Below are 17745 nucleotides of genomic sequence, written 5' to 3' on the forward strand. Positions count from 1 at the left end.
TTAATAAGTTTCATCACATAAATAGGTATAACAGAATAAATGCTAGATTTCAATATAAAATGCGAATTATATTATTTATATTTATGACTATTGTTCTGATATTTATTTTATATTTACTGTGATATCAACGCTCATCACTTAATATTCGGATTTTGAATACTCTTAATAAATAAAAAAGCACATGCTTTTAACATGTGCTTAATTGCCATCAGGATCATCATGAGCATAATCAAGGTTCGAGAAGCGGTTATATGGCTTCGAGAACATTAATTTAACAGTCCCACGACTACCTGAACGGTTCTTTTCAATAATTACTTCAACTTCACCGTTATCGTCTTCTGCTCCGACTTCACTACTGCTACCGCTATTTTCACCATCTTCGGATTCATCACGATAGTAGTCGTCACGATAAAGGAACGAAACAATATCGGCATCCTGTTCAATTGACCCAGATTCACGAATATCGGACAATACAGGCCGTTTATCTTGACGCTGCTCAACTGACCGTGACAACTGTGAAAGGGCAATGACAGGCACGTGAAGCTCCTTAGCAAGCTTCTTAAGTTGTCTAGAAATTGCGGAAACTTCTTGTTGCCGTGATTCACTACGTGGACCTTCAATCAGCTGCAAGTAGTCGACAACAACTAAACCTAAATTACCTTTTTCTTTAGCCAGTCGCCGTGACTTGGCACGAATTTCACTCATTTTGATACCTGGCGTATCGTCAATGAAAATGTCGGTGCCAGCTAGTGATCCAGCTGCCATAACCAAATTGTGCCATTCTTCCTGATCTAATTGACCAGTTCTAAGATGCTGTGAATCAATCAGCCCTTCAGAAGCTAACATTCTTTGTACAAGCTGTTCACCACTCATTTCTAGTGAGAACATCGCCACAGATTTATCAGTGTGTAAACCGACATATTGGGCCACATTTAATGCAAAAGAAGTTTTACCAACACCAGGACGAGCGGCAATAATGATCAATTCGTCATCGTGAAAACCAGTAGTCATTTTATCCAGCTCATAGAAACCGGTTGGCAACCCCGTAACCATATTATTATCTTCAGGCAAGTTGTTAATATCATTAATCGTTGAGTTAACAACTTCCTTAATTGATCTAAAGCCACCGGTGTTGTTCTCAGACGAAACATTCATGATCTCGCTTTCCGCGTCATCAAGAATATCTGTTACATCGTCTGAACCATTGATGGCATTAGTAATAATATTTTGGCTGGCTGAAATCAGTCTTCTGAGCAAGGCCTTTCTGTGCACAATTTGTGCATAAAAGTTAACGTGTGCCGCAGTTGGCGTGGACATTGCTAATTCTGAAACATAGCCAATGCCACCTATATCATCAAGCTGATTACGTTTATTCAGCTCATCCTGAAGAGTCAGTGGATCAATTGCATCCCTACGATCAGACAAGTCCAGCATTGCCTGGAAAATAATCTGATTCGCGCGTTCATAAAAATCTTCAGGCTGGACGACCGCACTAGCATCCGCAATCGCTTCTGGATCAATGAAAATCGCACCTAGAACGGCTTTTTCAGCGTCGGAGTCATGCGGAATTTGTTGAGAAACAATATTATCCATCAATCACAACCACTTTTTTATAAAAATAATTAGTCTTGTTCAGTAACGTGAACGCGAATAGTTCCTTCAACGCCCTTGAATAACTTAACGTGAACGTTAGTGTAACCCAAAGTCTTGATTGGTTCTGGAAGGTTCAACTTACGCTTATCGATCTTGATACCGTATTGCTTTTCAAGGCCTTCAACAATCCTCTTGCTTGAGATTGAACCGAACAAACGAGAATCGTTACCAGCCTTTGACTTGAAGTTAACAATAGTGCTGTCTTTTTCAAGTTCTGCCTTAATCTTTTCGGCTTCAGCCTTTTCTGCTTCATAAGCAGCCTTTTCGTTAGCTTCAACACGCTTCAAAGTGTTCATGTTACCCTTAGTAGCTGCCTTGGCAAGACCACGCTTGATTAAATAGTTTTGTGCATAGCCATCTGGAACTTCCTTAACTTGTCCACGCTTGCCTCGACCTCTAACGTCTTGTGTAAAAATAACTTTCATTCTTGGGTCCCCCTTTAATCATTTTCTTCTTCATATTCATCAATTGCTTTAAGAAATTTTTGTTTTGCCTCTTCAATAGTAACACCCTTGATCTGAGTTGCCGCATTTGAAAGGTGTCCACCACCGCCGAGTTTTTCCATAATAATTTGAACATTGATCTTGCCCATTGAACGAGCAGAAATACCAATCGTATCTGAGCTACGTCTAGTAATGGCAAAGCTTGCACCTACATTTTCCAAATCAAGCGCAGTATCGGCCGCTTGAGCGGTGATGATCGGATCAATAATCTTATCATCAGGACCACAAAGTACGGCCATATGTGGCTTAACCATCTTGAGCGTTGCGACCAAGTGAGTTCGTTCAAGGAAGCTATCAATGTCTTCTTTTAACAACATGCTTACTACGGCTGAATCGGCACCGATTGAACGCAAGTAACTTGCGGCATCGAAGGTTCTCGTACCAGTTCTAAGTGAGAATTCCTTTGAGTCAACAACGATACCAGCAAGCATGGCTGTTGCTTCAAGGTCAGTCAATACTCGCTTGCCATTAGCTGGCTGTTGATATTCAATCATTTCGGTAACCAATTCACAGGCAGACGATGCATATGGTTCAACATATGTAAGCATTGGATTCTCTGGAAATTCCTCGCCACGTCTGTGGTGGTCAATTACGATAATTCTGTTTTTCAACCGGTCATATAACGGTTGTGAATAAGTAATTGAATACTTAGAATGGTCCACCATTACCAACATTGACTTGTCGGTAACCTTGGACAAAGCCTCTTCAGGACTGATAAAGATATCTTTATCCTGATTCTTTTGTTGCATCCGAGTAACCAAACGACCAACGTCATAATTGGTCTTATTGGTATCAAGGACGAAATTGGCTTTAACGCCGTGAAGACGAGCCAATTTTACTACACCAATACCACTACCGACAGAGTCCATGTCAGGACGTTGATGTCCTACTACGAAGACACGATCTGCATCTTTGAACAATTCACTAATTGCTTGAGAAACCATTCTCGCTCTAACACGAGTACGTTTCTCCATTGGGTTGGATTTACCACCGTAGAAACGGGCATCCTTACCTGGCTGACGCAAAACAACCTGATCCCCGCCTCGGCCCAGTGCTAAGTCTAGGTTGGATTGAGCCTGGTTAGCAATTTCGGATAATGAATCACTGCCAAAGGCAATCCCCATCGATAAGGTCAATGGAGTATTGTTACGGCTAGTTTCTTGGCGCACCTTATCCAAAACGGAGAACTTGTCCTTTTCCATTTCTGCCAAATCCTGCATATGAACCAGCAACAGGAAATGATCTTCATCAATCCGCTTTAAATAGGCCTTAAACTTCTTAGCATAATTGCTCAATGTGTTTTGCACATAGGAACTCATGCTGGTCAATTCCTGATCATGCATGGTTTCGCTCAATTCATCGTAGTTATCGATGAAGATTTGACCAATAGCTAGACGCTCAGCCTTATACTTATCTTCAATTTTTGCATAGCGCGTAATATCCAATAGATAAATTACGCCCAAGTTATCTTGAACCACCATCTCAAAGCGATGTCCATCCCAATCGACGATATGATTCTCTGAGGTTTTAGCTTCAATTGCTTCATTAAGCAGCTTATTTAAGTCCGGATCAACAGCCTCAATAGTATGCCCTACCAAATCCGTATCCTTCAAATACAATTGCAAGTATGGATTGACCCATTGAATTTGGTGATCAGAATCATACAGCAAAATACCCAAAGGCATCTTGATCATTGCTTCTTGCTCACTACGCTTTATGCGGTAAGACAAGTTGACTGCGAAGTTATTCGCATTGCCTGCCAAAATATAGGTTCCATAAATTGCAAAAGCAACGGTAAGGATAAAAATCAATACCATTGCCAACCCGAATAACGGATTCATAATCATTGTAATTACGCTTCCCAGTAAGGAAAGCGACAAAATGATTATCATGGAAGCTGTTAATCTTGAATCCTTAATAAACTCAGGCAATTCAAGCTTATGTAAAAAATCTTTCATGAAGATCCTTCCTATAAGAGTAAACTATATCAGTGTCAATTATACCTTATTAAGTACCTGTATTGAAAAGGTTGAAACTAAAAAATCAAATCCAAGTATTCACTCAGATTTGATATGAAAAAAGGCTAGGAGAATATCTCCTAACCTCTGGTTTTTATTCGATCTAAATTAGTCTTCAGCAACGAATGGCAATAAGCCCATGATACGAGCTCTCTTAATTGCATTAGCTACTTTACGTTGGTTCTTAGCACTAGTGCCAGTAACACGACGTGGTAAAATCTTACCTCTTTCTGAGATAAAACGTTTCAACAGATCGACATCTTTGTAGTCAACGTAATCGATGTGGTTAGCTGCGATGTAGTCAACCTTACGACGACGACGGCCACCTCTTCTTTGTTGAGCCATGTTCTAGAATCCTTTCTTAAATTTATTTTTAGAATGGAAGATCATCATCAGAAATATCAATCGTATCACCTGATCCAGCGAATGGATCTTGTGCATTATTTTGATTGTTATTATTCTGTGGATTATTGTTTTGTGATCCGCCATTATTTTGGAAATTGTTAGTACTTGGTGTACTATTATTTCCATTATTTGGTGTATAACCACCATTTTGACCGCGGGCTTCACGATCCTTGCGTGATTCGAGTAATGCGAAGTTATCAACAACAACTTCAGTTACATATACTCTTTGCCCGTCTTTATTATCATAACTTCTGGTTTGAATTCGGCCATCTACACCAACTAATGAACCTTTAGAAGTAAAGTTGCAGAAGTTTTCTGCTGACTTTCTCCAGATTACACAGCTAATGAAGTCTGCGCCTCTCTCACCTTGACTATTTGTAAATTGACGGTCAACAGCAAGAGTAAACGTAGCAACCGAGATTCCGCTCCCAGTAGTACGCAATTCAGGATCACGTGTTAAACGGCCAACAAGTACAACTCTATTAATCATACTTATGTCCTTCCTTTCCTAAATCACATCGATAATAAATTAAAATTATTTGTCTAACTTAACGGTCATTGAACGTAAGATAGCGTTGTCAATCTTTGACAAACGGCTAAATTCGTTAACTGCGTCAGCGTTGTCAGCAGTGAAAGTCATAATGTGGTAAGTACCTTCACGATACTTATCAATTTCATATGCGAAACGACGCTTGCCCCAGTCTTTGGATTCTACCATAGTACCACCGTTATCAGCGATAACCTTGTCGTAGTTTTCTACGAGAGCCTTCTTGTTGTCTTCGTCAACATCTGGCTTGATGATGTAAGTTACTTCGTACTTTGTAGTTGCCATGACTATTGCACCTCCTTTTGGACTATATGGTTCTTGCTAAAATCAAGAACAAGGAGTAATTGGAATATTACTCGCAATTTCTAATTCTAGCATATAAACAAAAAATTACCAAACAGTTTTTCACGTGATCCTGGCAGTTTTTTTACTGCTCACTATTTATTACGCAAAAAAGTTTGATAATTTTTTTAAAAGTTGAAATTTTTTGTTTTTTTAATTATTTATTCATCGTCATCGGTTTGATTTTGTTCAGCTTCAGTTGGAACAATGGTCAAACTTGCAACCTTGCTGTCATCATTAACCTTAATCAAACGAACACCCATTGTGCTACGTCCAGTTTGAGAAACGTCCTTGGTCTTGAAACGAATCATAATTCCGTTCGTAGTAATTACCATGATGTCCTTGCCTTTGTCCACAACGATTACACCGGCAAGAGGACCATTCTTTTCAGTGATGTTGGCAGTTTTAATACCTTTACCACCACGACCCTTAACTGGGTATTCAGCGGCAGGAGTACGTTTACCGTAACCCTTTTCTGAAATGACTAAGACCTGATCGTCCTTGCCTAAAACGCCTGAGCCGACAACGTAGTCGTTTTCACGCAAGTTGATACCACGAACACCGGCAGCGGTTCTACCCATAGCACGAACGTCGCTTTCCTTGAAGGTAACGGCATAACCCAAGTGAGTACCGATCAAAATGTTTTGGTTGCCATCAGTGGTCAAAACGTTGCTCAATTCATCCCCATCGCGGAGAGTAAGGGCAATCAAACCACTGTTTCTAATGTTAGAAAATTCGCTAACGTGGGTACGCTTAACTGTTCCCATCTTGGTGATAAAGAACAAGTAGTTATCATCCGCATTTTCAGGAATGTTGATAACTGTTTGAACCTTTTCGCCCTTCTCTAATTGGAGCAAGTTAACTACTGGCAAACCTTTAGCCATTCGACCATATTCAGGAATTTCGTAGGCCTTCTTTGAGTAAACCTTACCTGCATTGGTAAAGAACAAAAGCATGTCATGCGTACTTGAGTAAATCAAGTGTTCAATAAAGTCGCCGTCTTGAACACCCATACCTTTAATACCCTTACCACCACGGTTTTGGGTCTTAAATTCTTGGATAGGCATTCTCTTGATGTAGCCGTTATGCGTTACAGTCAAAAGAATGTTTTGCTTTTCAATCAAATCTTCGTCTTCGATTGAAACAACTTCACTGGCACCAATTTCGGTTCTACGCTTATCACCAAAACGCTTTTGGATATCGAGCAATTCATCGTAAATGATTTGGTCGATTCTTTCTGGCTTAGCAAGAATATCCTTGTAGTCTGCAATCTTAGCTTGCAAATCTTTGTATTCAGCTTCAACCTTGTCACGTTCCAAGCCGGTCAAACGAACTAAACGCATGTCTAAAATGGCTTGTGATTGTTTATCATCAAGGCCGAAACGACTGATCAAAGTTGCCTTAGCGATATCGCTTGAATGACTGCTACGGATGATGTGGACAATTTCATCGATGTTGTCCAAAGCAATTCTCAAACCTTCGAGAATGTGTGCTCTTGCTTCAGCCTTAGCTAATTCGAACTTAGTTCTGCGAGTTACAACATCTTCTTGGTGATCCAAGTAGTATTGGAGCATTTGCTTCAAGGTGAGGTAATGTGGTGCACCATCAACAATGGCAACCATATTCATCCCGAAGTTGGCCTGCATTTGAGTTTGCTTGAACAAGTTGTTTAAAACAACGCTCGCACTTGCATCCCTACGGATATCAATTGTGATCCGCATACCAGTCTGGTCGGATTCATCACGAACACCGGTAATTCCATCGATGATCTTTTCACGAGCCAAGTCAGCAATCTTTTTAACTAATTCAGCCTTGTTAACCATGAATGGAATTTCGCTGACGATAATTCTTTCACGGCCACTCTTTTCGGTTTCGATATTCGTTTTGGCACGAACAACGATGTTGCCCTTACCAGTTTCATAAGCATGGTAAATACCGCCACGGCCCATGATAATTCCGCCTGTTGGGAAGTCCGGACCTGGAATAACTTTCATCAAATCCTTGGTAGTAGCGTCAGGATTTTTCATCAACATGTGCAAACCACTAATAACTTCACTCAAGTTATGAGGTGGAATGTTAGTGGTCATACCAACGGCAATACCGTTAGCACCGTTGACAAGCAAGTTAGGAATTCTAGCTGGCAAAACTACTGGTTCATTTTCGGTATCATCGTAGTTTCTTTGCCAGTCGATCGTGTTCTTGTTAATATCACGAAGCATTTCCACAGCGATCTTGCTCATTCTTGCTTCGGTATAACGCATTGCGGCTGGTTCATCACCGTCGACAGAACCGAAGTTTCCGTGTCCGTCAACCAACATGTAACGGTATGAGAAGTCTTGTGCCATGTGAGCCATAGCCAAATAAATTGATGAGTCACCGTGTGGGTGGAACTTACCCATAACTTCACCAACAATTCTGGCACTCTTCTTGTATGGCTTGTCAGGCGTTACGCCCAATTCGCTCATTCCGTAAAGAATACGACGCTGTACTGGTTTTAAACCATCACGAACATCAGGTAAAGCACGTGCCACAATAACTGACATCGCATAGTCCAAGAAGGAACTACGCATCATGCTGGTCAGATCAACGTTTCTAATTCTATGATCTTGAGTTTGATTCTCGTCCATTTAAAACCTCCTACGCATCTAGGTTTTCTACATACTTGGCGTTCTTTTCAATAAAGCTACGTCTAGGTGCAACTTCATTACCCATCAAAAGTTCAAAGACCGCATCGGCATCTCTAGCATATTCAGGACTTACACGATCTAATCGTCTGTTTTCAGGATTCATGGTTGTTTCCCAAAGTTGTTCTGGGTCCATTTCACCTAACCCCTTGTAACGTTGAACTACTGGCTTTGGACTTGGTTGCAAGCTGCCTAAGTAGTCGTGCAATTCTTCGTCAGTATCAAGATATTTAACAACCTTGCCTTGACGAACTTGGTACAGAGGTGGACGAGCGATATAAACATATCCCTTGTCGATCATTGGACGCATGTAGTTGTAGAACAGTGTTAAAAGAAGAGTTCTAATGTGGGCACCATCGACATCGGCATCAGTCATGATAATCAACTTGTGATAACGTGCCTTTGAAACATCGAAGTCTGCGCCGAAGCCTGTGCCTAAAGCTGTGAATAAAGATCTAATTTCTTGGTTAGCCAAAATTCGATCCATTGCAGCTTTTTCCACATTCAAGATCTTACCTCTGATTGGCAAAATAGCTTGAGTCAAACGAGATCTACCTTGCTTTGCGGAACCACCGGCTGAGTTACCTTCGACGATGAACAATTCTGAAATGCTTGGATCGTTACTGGTGTTGTCAGCCAGCTTACCTGGCAAGTTGGCAATTTCCAAACCAGACTTTTTACGCGTTACTTCACGCGCACGCTTAGCAGCAGTTCTAGCACGTTCTGCTAGTTGACCTTTTTCTACAATCTTACGCCCAACTGATGGGTTTTCCATTAAAAAGCGGCTAAAGGTTTCAGAGAATGACTTGTCAACAGCAGTTCTAGCATCTGAGTTACCCAGCTTGGTCTTAGTCTGACCTTCGAATTGTGGATTAGGGTGCTTAACTGAAACAACTGCAGTCATCCCTTCACGAATATCTTCACCAGAAAGATTATCATCTTTGTCCTTTAAGATCTTAGCCTTGTGGGCATAGTCGTTAACCACACGCGTTAAAGCGGTCTTAAATCCAGCTTCGTGCATCCCGCCTTCATAGGTGTGAATGTTGTTAGCGAAGGTCATTAACGTTGTCTTATAGCCATTTGTATATTGCAAAGCTACTTCAACGTCGATACCGTTATAAGTGCTTTCCACATAGATAGGATCATCAAACAATACTTTTTGGTCCTTGTTCAAAAAGGCAACGTATTCTTTGATACCACCTTCAAACTTGTAAACATCGGTTTCTGCACTATCTTTACGCTTATCAGTAAAGGTAAGTGTTAATCCTTTGTTCAAAAAGGCTAATTCACGAATTCTGTTCTTTAAAATCTTGTCGTCAAAGACAGTAGTTTCGGTAAAGATATCAGGATCTGGGTAAAAGTGAACGATAGTACCGTGTTCACTAAGTGGAACCGTACCGATTTGTTTCATCTCATCCTTTACACGACCGTGATCAAAGTCAATGAAGTACTTCTTGCCATCACGCATAACAGTAACATCAAGCTTTGTGGATAAGGCGTTAACAACTGAAGCACCTACACCGTGCAAACCACCTGAAACTTTATATCCGCCACCGCCAAATTTACCGCCGGCGTGAAGAACAGTGAAGACAGTTTCAAGTGCTGGACGACCAGTTTTTTCTTGGATATCCACAGGAATACCACGACCATCATCTTGAACAGTAACGCTGCCATCTTCGTTGATAGTAACCTCGATCTTGGTGGCAAAACCAGCAAGTCGTTCGTCAATACTGTTATCAATAATTTCCCACACTAAATGGTGCAATCCTTGAGAACTAGTCGAACCGATATACATACCAGGACGCTTGCGGACAGCCTCAAGACCACCTAAGACTTGGATTTGACTGGCATTATACTTGTCGGCCTCTTTTTCATATTTTTTGACCTTATCAAGATTTTCTTTTGATTTATCAGCCATTTAATTCTCCTTCTCCAAACTAATTTTGCCTGATTGAATGTGGTACACGCGTGGCTTCTTGATTATTTCCCAAGAGATTCCCTCTAAGTCCGTTGTGGTAATAAACGTTTGGGTCTTTCCATGAATGTAATTAAGAAGTGCACTCTGACGACCATGATCCAATTCGCTCATGACATCATCTAACAGCAATAACGGATATTCATCGGTCAACTGGTGAACCAACTGAATTTCCGCTAGTTTTACGCTAAGAGCAATGGAGCGCTGCTGCCCTTGCGAAGCATACAAATGAGCATTTTTACCATCAAGCTTAAACTCAATATCATCGCGATGCGGACCAGATGTAGTAGTTCCTTTGCGGATTTCGGTTGCTTTATTGCGTTCAAAACTTGCTAGGATCTTTTGGTAGATCGTTTCGGTATTATCGTCTGCTTCAATATCTGAAACAGATGGATGATACGCAATTGCGAGTTTTTCACCGCCTAAACTAATATGTGCATAAGCATCACTAGCGTAATGACTCAAATATCTTAGAAATTTAAAGCGGCGAGAAATTACTTCTGCCGCGATACCAGCTAACTGATCTGACAAAACGTCTAGAAAAACCTGATCTTTTGCCTTGCCTTTAGACAGTTGCTTTAAATAATTATTCTTTTGCGTCAGTACCTGGCGATACTTGCTGGCAAAATATAGATATTCCGGATTAATTTGACCAAATTCTTGATCCATGAATCGACGTCGCAAAGCTGGCGCACCCTTTATCAACTCCAAATCTTCTGGAGAAAATAAAATTGCATTCAGCTGCCCCACATATTTGGAGAGCTTGCTTTGCTCAACCCGGTTTATCCACACTTTTTTACCCTTTTTTGTGATTAACACTCGCAAAGTCAGATCAACTTGACTCTTTTGCACATGACCTAATAAATTTGCGTATTCTCCATCAAAACCAATTAATTCTTTATCATTATTTGTTCTATGGGAACGTGTTAATGCCAAAAAATAAATTGCCTCTAGCAAATTAGTCTTGCCTTGTGCATTCTTGCCAATAAAAATATTGACGTTAGGGTCAAAGTCCACATCCAACTTTTTCAAATTGCGAAAGTTTTGCACAGTGAAATGATCAAGATACATTAATCTTCCTGCCGAAACTCGTACTCTTGTCCATTTACGAGCAAACGATCGTTAGCAAAGATTTTTTTGCCGCGTCGCTGCTCGAGTTCTCCATTTAAAGTTACGGGATTATCTTGCAGATAAAACTTCGCTTGTCCACCGGATGAAATAAAGCTTTCCTCCTTCAGGAATTGTCCCAAAGTTATGTACTCGCCTGTAATTGTAAAAAACTTGATAATACTCACCTTCAATGCCCTTTATACCTATATAATTATATTAGTTTTCGACAAAAATAACAAACCTAAAACGCTATTTAAAGCGATATAAGCGTTTTTTTAAAAAATAAACTAATCACACTAGGCCGAAGAAAAAATAACAGAGACCGATTTTGGACGCTTTAAACAAAAATGCAAAAATAAAAGCCACCTTTTGTGGTGGCTTTTTAAGAAACTTAATCTTAATATTGTGTACTTGATTAATAAGTTCTAACAGGAGTAATCAATTGAACAAAGTCAACGTCTTCTTTATCAGGATTGATGATAAATGGACGAAGTGGTTTAGTAAAGTTCATAATTACTGAATCAGTAACAGAAGCTCTGAGGGCATCGCGCATGTAATCTGGGTTAAATGAAATTTCCAAATTATTACCTTCCAAGTTTCTGAAGCTAACATCTTCTTCTACGTTACCAATTTCAGCTGATTTACCTGATAACTTAGCAGTTTGGTTTTCCACATCCAAAGTTAACGTTACAACGTTGTTGCGACCAGCGTGCGTTAACAAACTTGCACGTTCAAGCGCACTAGATAATTCAGGAATATCAAATTCAATGCTGGTAGTCTTTTCGGTTGGAATCAAACGATCGGTATCAGGGTAATTACCGTCAAGCAAACGTGAGTAGAATGAAAGATTGCCAATTACAAAGAGCGCTTGATTGTCCCCTGGGCAAACTTTTACTTCTGGGTCTGCTTCGGCAATAATTCTTGCCAATTCTTGCAAGCTCTTCCCTGGAATAATTAAATCAGTTTCTGATTGAGGTCCGTTTTCTAAAGCAATAGTTCTTTGTGAAAGACGGTGTGAATCAGTGGCAACCGCCTTAATGCTATCAGGATTAAAGAAGAAACGTACACCAGTTAAAATTGCTCTTGTTTGATCATTTGAAGTAGCAAATTGTGTTTCATTGATAATTTCTCTGAAAGCTTTACCTGAAATAGTAAATGATGCAGCATCAGAAATTTCTGGTAAACGAGGATAATTATTTGCATCCAAACCATTAATCGTAAATTCACTATTTTCAGATACGATTTGAGTTTGGAAACTTTCTTTTACTTCAAAAGAGAAATCTTTACCTGGCAACTTTTTAACAATTTCACTGAAAAATCTCGCAGGCAAAACAATTGATCCTGTAGATTCTACGTTCAAGTCCTCATTTACAGGAATCTTGATTTCAATAGAAATATCTGTATCGCTACCTGTTAAAGTTAATTCATCTTCTGTTAAATCCAATTTGATCCCACTAAGAATTGGAATAGTAGCTCTTGATGAAATGGCACGCATAACATTGTTTAAGTTCTCGATAAACAGGTTGCGATTGATCGTAAATTTCATTTTAATCCTCCTAAACGAAAGTGATTTTTCTTTTTTATTTAATTATATATTTAATTAGTAGTAGTAGGGCCTGTGAATTCTGTTGAAAACTCATAAGAAGCCTGAAAATAACGGAATTGTAACGGTTAAAAAAGATGTGTAAAACTCGCAAAGTTGTCCACAGTGGATAACTTTGATTAACGCTCAAGCATTTGTTTCAAATCGAAAACAGCCGTTTTGATGTCAGCATCAGTTTTCATTTGCTTATCGATTTTATCATAAGCGTGCATAACTGTCGTGTGATCTTTTCCGCCAAATTCTTGTCCTATCTTAGGTAAACTTGCATCAGTTAATTCCCGAGAAAGATACATCGCGATCTGTCGTGGTACCACAATCTGCCGTACACGCTTTTTACCCTTCAATTCGGCTGTCGAAGTTTGGAAGTAATTTGCGACAACTTCCTGTATTTTTGAAATTTGTAGTCCACGATTTTTTTGTACGAGTTTCAGATCAACTAAGGCTTCTCGAGCTAAGTTAACGTCGATGTCAGCCTTTTCGATAGTAGCATATGCTTGAACTTTGACTAAAGCCCCTTCGAGTTCTCTAATATTAGTATCTACTTGAGAAGCAATGTAATCGAGAGTGTTGTCATCAATAGTTAAGCCTTCAGATTCAGCCTTTCTTCGTAAAATTGCGATTCGGGTTTCCAAATCTGGAGGAGTAATTTCAACTTGTAAGCCCCATGTAAATCGAGAAACTAAACGTTCAGACAGATCAGGAATTTCTGTAGGTAAACGATCACTGGTCATCACGATTTGCTTTTGATCATTATATAGGGTTTCAAAAGTATGGAAGAATTCTTCTTGAATTCCTTCTTTTTTAGCAAAGAATTGAATATCGTCAACTAGTAATAAATCACAGGTTCTGTATTTTTCGCGAAATTGGTCCTGTGTTTTATTTTTTATTGAATTAATAAAGTCGTTGACGAAGGTCTCACTCTGTATATAAACTACTTTAGCGTTGGGTCTTTCAAGCAGCATTTGATGGCCAATTGCTTGCATCAAGTGAGTTTTTCCGAGACCTACTCCCCCGAAGATAAATAAAGGATTATAAAAACTACCGGGACTGTCTGCGACAGCTAATGCAGCACCGGCAGCTAATTTGTTTCCTTCACCTTGAACGAAATTATCAAACGTATATTTTTCGTTTAACTTCAAATCTTTAGTGAATTCTTGTTGTTCCCTATTTCTTGGCTGCACTCGAATATCGTGTTGTGGCTCAGGAGTTACGATTCTTTCAGGTGTGTCACTGTCTTCAGATATCTTAAATACAGGTAGTATTTCGATACCAGCATAGCCGTATGCTGATTGGATTAATTGTGACGAAAGATTTTTCTCCCAGTAACCTTTTGCAACAGGATTTTGAACTAAAATTTGTAGTTCATGAGTTTTTTTATCATAAGAAATAGGTTTAGTATTTTTAAACCATGCATTATAGGCAACTTCATTAAAACGAGCGCGCATTTCGTCGTTAAAGTGTTGCCAAAATTTTTCAATGTCGAACAATTTGCATTCCTCCATGTTGATAAAAAGCATATTTATTTTAGCATGTTGATAAAAAGTTTTCCACAAGCAAAATAAATATTAACAGTATAAACATCCTGTGGATATTTTAGAATTTAATATGCACAATTTGACATGATAGAGGCGAAACAATTACTTTATGCACAGTTACAGTGTGGATAGCAAAAGCTATTGTACCAAGACTTTAATTCAAAATCTATATGCGTTATCCACATAGTGTGAATTAAGTTTTTAACACGATGTGAGTTGTGGAAAAACTAGGGATTAATTTGTGAATTTTGCTTTGTGGAAAAATAAAAATATTTTTTATCCACACAAAAATAGCCAAAAAATCGAAAAATGTGTAGTAAAGAGTGCAGCATTATTTTCAAGAAATACTTGGTTTTTATTGCTATTCGTGCTATCCTTAATAAGAAATTGTGCAGTTGGCACAAAGAATTTATGGAGGTGCAGTTTATAATGACAACTAAAAGAACTTACCAACCTAAGAAGCGTCACCGTTCACGTGTTCACGGTTTTATGAAGCGCATGAGCACATCAAATGGCCGTAAGGTTTTAGCAAGACGCCGTGCAAAAGGTAGAAAAGTCTTATCTGCTTAAACCACTGAATCCCAGTGGTTTTTTTAGTCTACTAGAGTGGAATGAAACGTTTTGAGAAAGTCTTATCGAGTAAAATCTGAAAAAGATTTCCAGCAAGTTTTCGAATCTGGCGACTCCGTCGCTAACCGTGCTTTTGTCATATATGTAGTAGAAAAACCTGAAAATAAACATTTTCGGGTAGGTATTTCTGTAGGCAAGAAGGTTGGTCATACCGCTGTCGCACGTAATCGACTCAAGCGTTATATTCGGGCCGTAATTGATGAAGAAAAATTGCAAATTAATCCAAATGTTGATTTTTTAATCATTACGCGGCCTTATGCTCGTGATTTTGATATTGTTAAGGTACGCAAGAACTTGCTACATGCGTTAGCTTTGGCACATATCATTGAAGAAATGCCAGATGAAGTTGAGGAAAATTAGATTGAAGGACATTCTGACTAAAAGAAATGTCAAACGTCTTCTTGCAGTCCTAGCTGTAATCACCTTGGCTGTTGTTTTGACAGGGTGTGCAAGTCAGGGTGCAAACGGTCAAGTGGCACCAGTATCACACACAAGTGGTAACTGGTGGGACCGCTGGATTGTTTATTACATGTCAGCTTTCATTTTGTGGCTAGCTAAGTTAATGGGCAATAGCTATGGTTGGGCAATCATTGTCTTCACTGTTATTGTTCGTGTCATCTTGTTGCCTTTGAATGCTATTTCAATTCGAAGCACAACTAAGATGCAAAGCATCCAACCACAAATCAATGAGCTGCGTAAGAAGTATCCAGGACGTGACACTGAATCAAGATCGTTATTACAACAAGAAACTAACAAACTGTATAAGGAAGCAGGAGTAAATCCATATGCTGGATGCTTGCCTCTGATCATTCAGTTGCCAGTTATGTATGCTTTGTATGGTGCGATTTTACGTACACCACAATTGCAAACTGGACGCTTTTTATGGATGGATTTGAGTAAACCAGACCCATATTTCATTATGCCTATCTTGGCAATGGCGTTTACTTTCTTGTCTACATATATTAGTCAATTATCAACACCTGCGTCATCTCAAAACGGAATGACCAAGATAATGACCTACGGAATGTCCATTATGGTTGGTGTAATGGCCTTGCAATTCCAATCAGCCATCACACTTTACTGGGTAATTTCTAACTTATTCCAGGCAGTTCAAACCTTTATTTTGCAAAACCCTCTTAAATACAAGAGAGAACAAGAAGCAAAGGCTGAGGCAGAACGCGAACGTAAACGTAAGCTAAGAAGAACCTACAAGCGTTTAGGACGCAAACAAAAATAAAAGAATATTTAATCTAAAAATGATTTTAGATAAAGTAGTCAAAGTGCTTTATCCATCATGTTTATTCGTGGTGGGATAATGCACTTTTTTATTGAGAAAAGGGAAAATTATGGCTCAAACTTTAACAGAATTTGATACAATTGCAGCGATTTCTACCCCTATTGGTGAAGGTGGAATTTCCATAGTACGAATGTCCGGTGAAGATGCAGTTAAAATTGCTAATGAGGTTTTTAAAGGTGCTAATTTAGCTAAAGTTCCAACTCATACGATCCACTACGGTCATATTATTGACCCTGATACTGGTGAAACTATTGATGAAGCAATGGTTACTGTGTTGCGTGCGCCTAAGACTTTTACCCGTGAAGATATCGTTGAAATCAATTGTCACGGTGGTATCGTTGTTACTAACCGTATTTTGCAGCTTCTTTTAAGCCACGGTGCTCGAATGGCAGACCCTGGCGAATTCACCAAGCGTGCCTTTGTAAATGGACGAATCGATTTGACCCAGGCCGAAAGTGTGATGGATATCGTTCGTGCTAAGACTGACAAGGCACGAAAAGTTGCGGAAAAACAACTTGAAGGTGGACTTTTGCACAAGATACGTGCAATGCGTCAAGAAATTTTAGATACGCTTGCCAATGTGGAAGTTAATATTGACTACCCAGAGTATGATGCCGATACTGTAACTGCTAAGCAAATGGCTGACACAGCTAACTCAGTAATTAAGAAAATCGATCGCCTTTTGAGTACTGCCCAAGAAGGTAAAATCTTGCGTAATGGCCTTGCAACGGCGATTGTAGGGCAGCCAAATGTTGGTAAATCTTCATTGTTGAACTACTTAACTCAAAGTGATAAAGCCATTGTAACGGATGTAGCTGGTACTACTCGTGACACTCTTGAAGAATACGTATCTGTAAAAGGTGTACCTCTAGAATTAATTGATACTGCGGGTATTCACCATACTGATGATAAAGTGGAAAAAATTGGTGTGGAAAGATCTAAAAAAGCTCTTGAACGAGCAGATCTTGTTCTCTTGTTAATCGATGCTAGTCAAGAATTAACAGATGAAGATAAAGCACTTATTGACGAAACTAAAGACAAGAAGCGGATTATCATTTTAAACAAATCTGATCTGGGTCAAAAGCTGACAGTTGATCAGATGAAGCAAATGACTGGCAGCGAAGTTATTTCAACTTCAATTTTGAAGGAAAAGAATCTAGATCAGCTTGAAGAAGTGATCAGCAAGTTATTCTTCTCAGGGATTGAAAACTCAAATGATCAGGTTATGGTTACCAACCAACGACAAACTTCACTTTTGCAAAAGGCGAAAAAGGAATTGCAGGATGTTGTGCAAGCTGTGAATGACGGCGTGCCTGTGGATATTGCACAGATTGATTTCACTGGTGCGTGGGATACACTAGGTGAGATTACAGGGGAAAGTGCACCGGATGAATTGATCACAACTTTGTTCAGTCAATTCTGTTTAGGAAAGTAGGGGAAATA

16 protein-coding genes are annotated in these 17745 nt (G+C 39.3%); 4 read left to right on the forward strand and 12 right to left on the reverse strand.

The annotated features are described in order from the left end of the window. Positions 1-198: 198 nt before the first annotated feature. The 12 genes from dnaB to dnaA all read right to left on the reverse strand — a co-directional run bounded on the left by dnaB (position 199) and on the right by dnaA (position 14327). On the reverse strand, positions 199-1593 hold the full coding sequence (gene dnaB / locus LA20531_RS06030; protein WP_056940281.1) for a replicative DNA helicase: 1395 nt from the start codon (positions 1591-1593) through the stop codon (positions 199-201). A gap of 29 nt (positions 1594-1622) precedes the next feature. Then, complete coding sequence (gene rplI / locus LA20531_RS06035) at positions 1623-2078, reverse strand: 50S ribosomal protein L9 (RefSeq protein ID WP_056940282.1); 456 nt, start codon at positions 2076-2078, stop codon at positions 1623-1625. Between the two features lie 14 nt (positions 2079-2092). Beyond that, the gene (locus LA20531_RS06040) at positions 2093-4114 is read right to left on the reverse strand and encodes a DHH family phosphoesterase (RefSeq protein WP_056940283.1); all 2022 of its coding nucleotides are present in this window, start codon (positions 4112-4114) and stop codon (positions 2093-2095) included. 168 nt (positions 4115-4282) lie between these two features. Next, entirely contained in the window at positions 4283-4519 is a 237-nt protein-coding gene (gene rpsR, locus LA20531_RS06045; RefSeq protein WP_003549366.1) for a 30S ribosomal protein S18, read from the reverse strand. Between the two features lie 28 nt (positions 4520-4547). Continuing rightward, positions 4548-5069 (reverse strand): single-stranded DNA-binding protein, encoded by a 522-nt coding sequence (ssb, locus tag LA20531_RS06050; protein ID WP_013436847.1) that lies wholly within the window; start codon positions 5067-5069, stop codon positions 4548-4550. Positions 5070-5114: 45 nt separating this feature from the next. Next, positions 5115-5411 carry a 30S ribosomal protein S6 gene (gene rpsF / locus LA20531_RS06055; protein ID WP_005723612.1) on the reverse strand — a complete coding sequence of 99 codons (297 nt, stop codon included), beginning with the start codon at positions 5409-5411 and terminating at the stop codon, positions 5115-5117. 218 nt (positions 5412-5629) lie between these two features. Then, positions 5630-8095: a DNA gyrase subunit A gene (gene gyrA / locus LA20531_RS06060; RefSeq protein ID WP_056940284.1), complete on the reverse strand. Its 2466-nt coding sequence runs from the start codon at positions 8093-8095 to the stop codon at positions 5630-5632. A gap of 10 nt (positions 8096-8105) precedes the next feature. Further along, positions 8106-10070, reverse strand: a complete 1965-nt coding sequence (gyrB, locus tag LA20531_RS06065; RefSeq protein ID WP_056940285.1) for a DNA topoisomerase (ATP-hydrolyzing) subunit B — start codon at positions 10068-10070, stop codon at positions 8106-8108. Further along, entirely contained in the window at positions 10071-11198 is a 1128-nt protein-coding gene (recF, locus tag LA20531_RS06070; RefSeq protein ID WP_056940286.1) for a DNA replication/repair protein RecF, read from the reverse strand. Beyond that, complete coding sequence (gene yaaA / locus LA20531_RS06075) at positions 11198-11422, reverse strand: S4 domain-containing protein YaaA (RefSeq protein WP_056940287.1); 225 nt, start codon at positions 11420-11422, stop codon at positions 11198-11200. The genes recF and yaaA overlap by 1 nt, the downstream gene beginning before the upstream one ends. 230 nt (positions 11423-11652) lie before the next feature. Continuing rightward, a complete protein-coding gene (dnaN, locus tag LA20531_RS06080) occupies positions 11653-12783 on the reverse strand; it encodes a DNA polymerase III subunit beta (protein ID WP_056940288.1) in 1131 nt (376 codons plus the stop codon). Between the two features lie 176 nt (positions 12784-12959). Next, positions 12960-14327, reverse strand: a complete 1368-nt coding sequence (gene dnaA / locus LA20531_RS06085) for a chromosomal replication initiator protein DnaA (RefSeq protein ID WP_056940289.1) — start codon at positions 14325-14327, stop codon at positions 12960-12962. A 477-nt stretch (positions 14328-14804) separates the two neighbouring features. Between dnaA and rpmH the strand changes: the two genes are divergently transcribed. The 4 genes from rpmH (at position 14805) to mnmE (ending at position 17737) form a co-directional block, all read left to right on the forward strand. Further along, entirely contained in the window at positions 14805-14945 is a 141-nt protein-coding gene (gene rpmH, locus LA20531_RS06090) for a 50S ribosomal protein L34 (protein WP_003549412.1), read from the forward strand. A gap of 51 nt (positions 14946-14996) precedes the next feature. Continuing rightward, entirely contained in the window at positions 14997-15365 is a 369-nt protein-coding gene (rnpA, locus tag LA20531_RS06095) for a ribonuclease P protein component (RefSeq protein WP_013438816.1), read from the forward strand. Continuing rightward, the gene (locus LA20531_RS06100) at positions 15346-16242 is read left to right on the forward strand and encodes a YidC/Oxa1 family membrane protein insertase (RefSeq protein WP_013438815.1); all 897 of its coding nucleotides are present in this window, start codon (positions 15346-15348) and stop codon (positions 16240-16242) included. Before rnpA ends, LA20531_RS06100 begins: the two co-directional genes overlap by 20 nt. A gap of 109 nt (positions 16243-16351) precedes the next feature. Then, positions 16352-17737, forward strand: coding sequence for a tRNA uridine-5-carboxymethylaminomethyl(34) synthesis GTPase MnmE (gene mnmE / locus LA20531_RS06105; protein ID WP_013438814.1), 1386 nt, complete (start codon positions 16352-16354; stop codon positions 17735-17737). Positions 17738-17745: the final 8 nt, after the last annotated feature.

The sequence above is a fragment of the Lactobacillus amylovorus DSM 20531 genome (assembly GCF_002706375.1).
In the GTDB taxonomy this organism is placed as follows: Bacteria; Bacillota; Bacilli; order Lactobacillales; family Lactobacillaceae; genus Lactobacillus; species Lactobacillus amylovorus.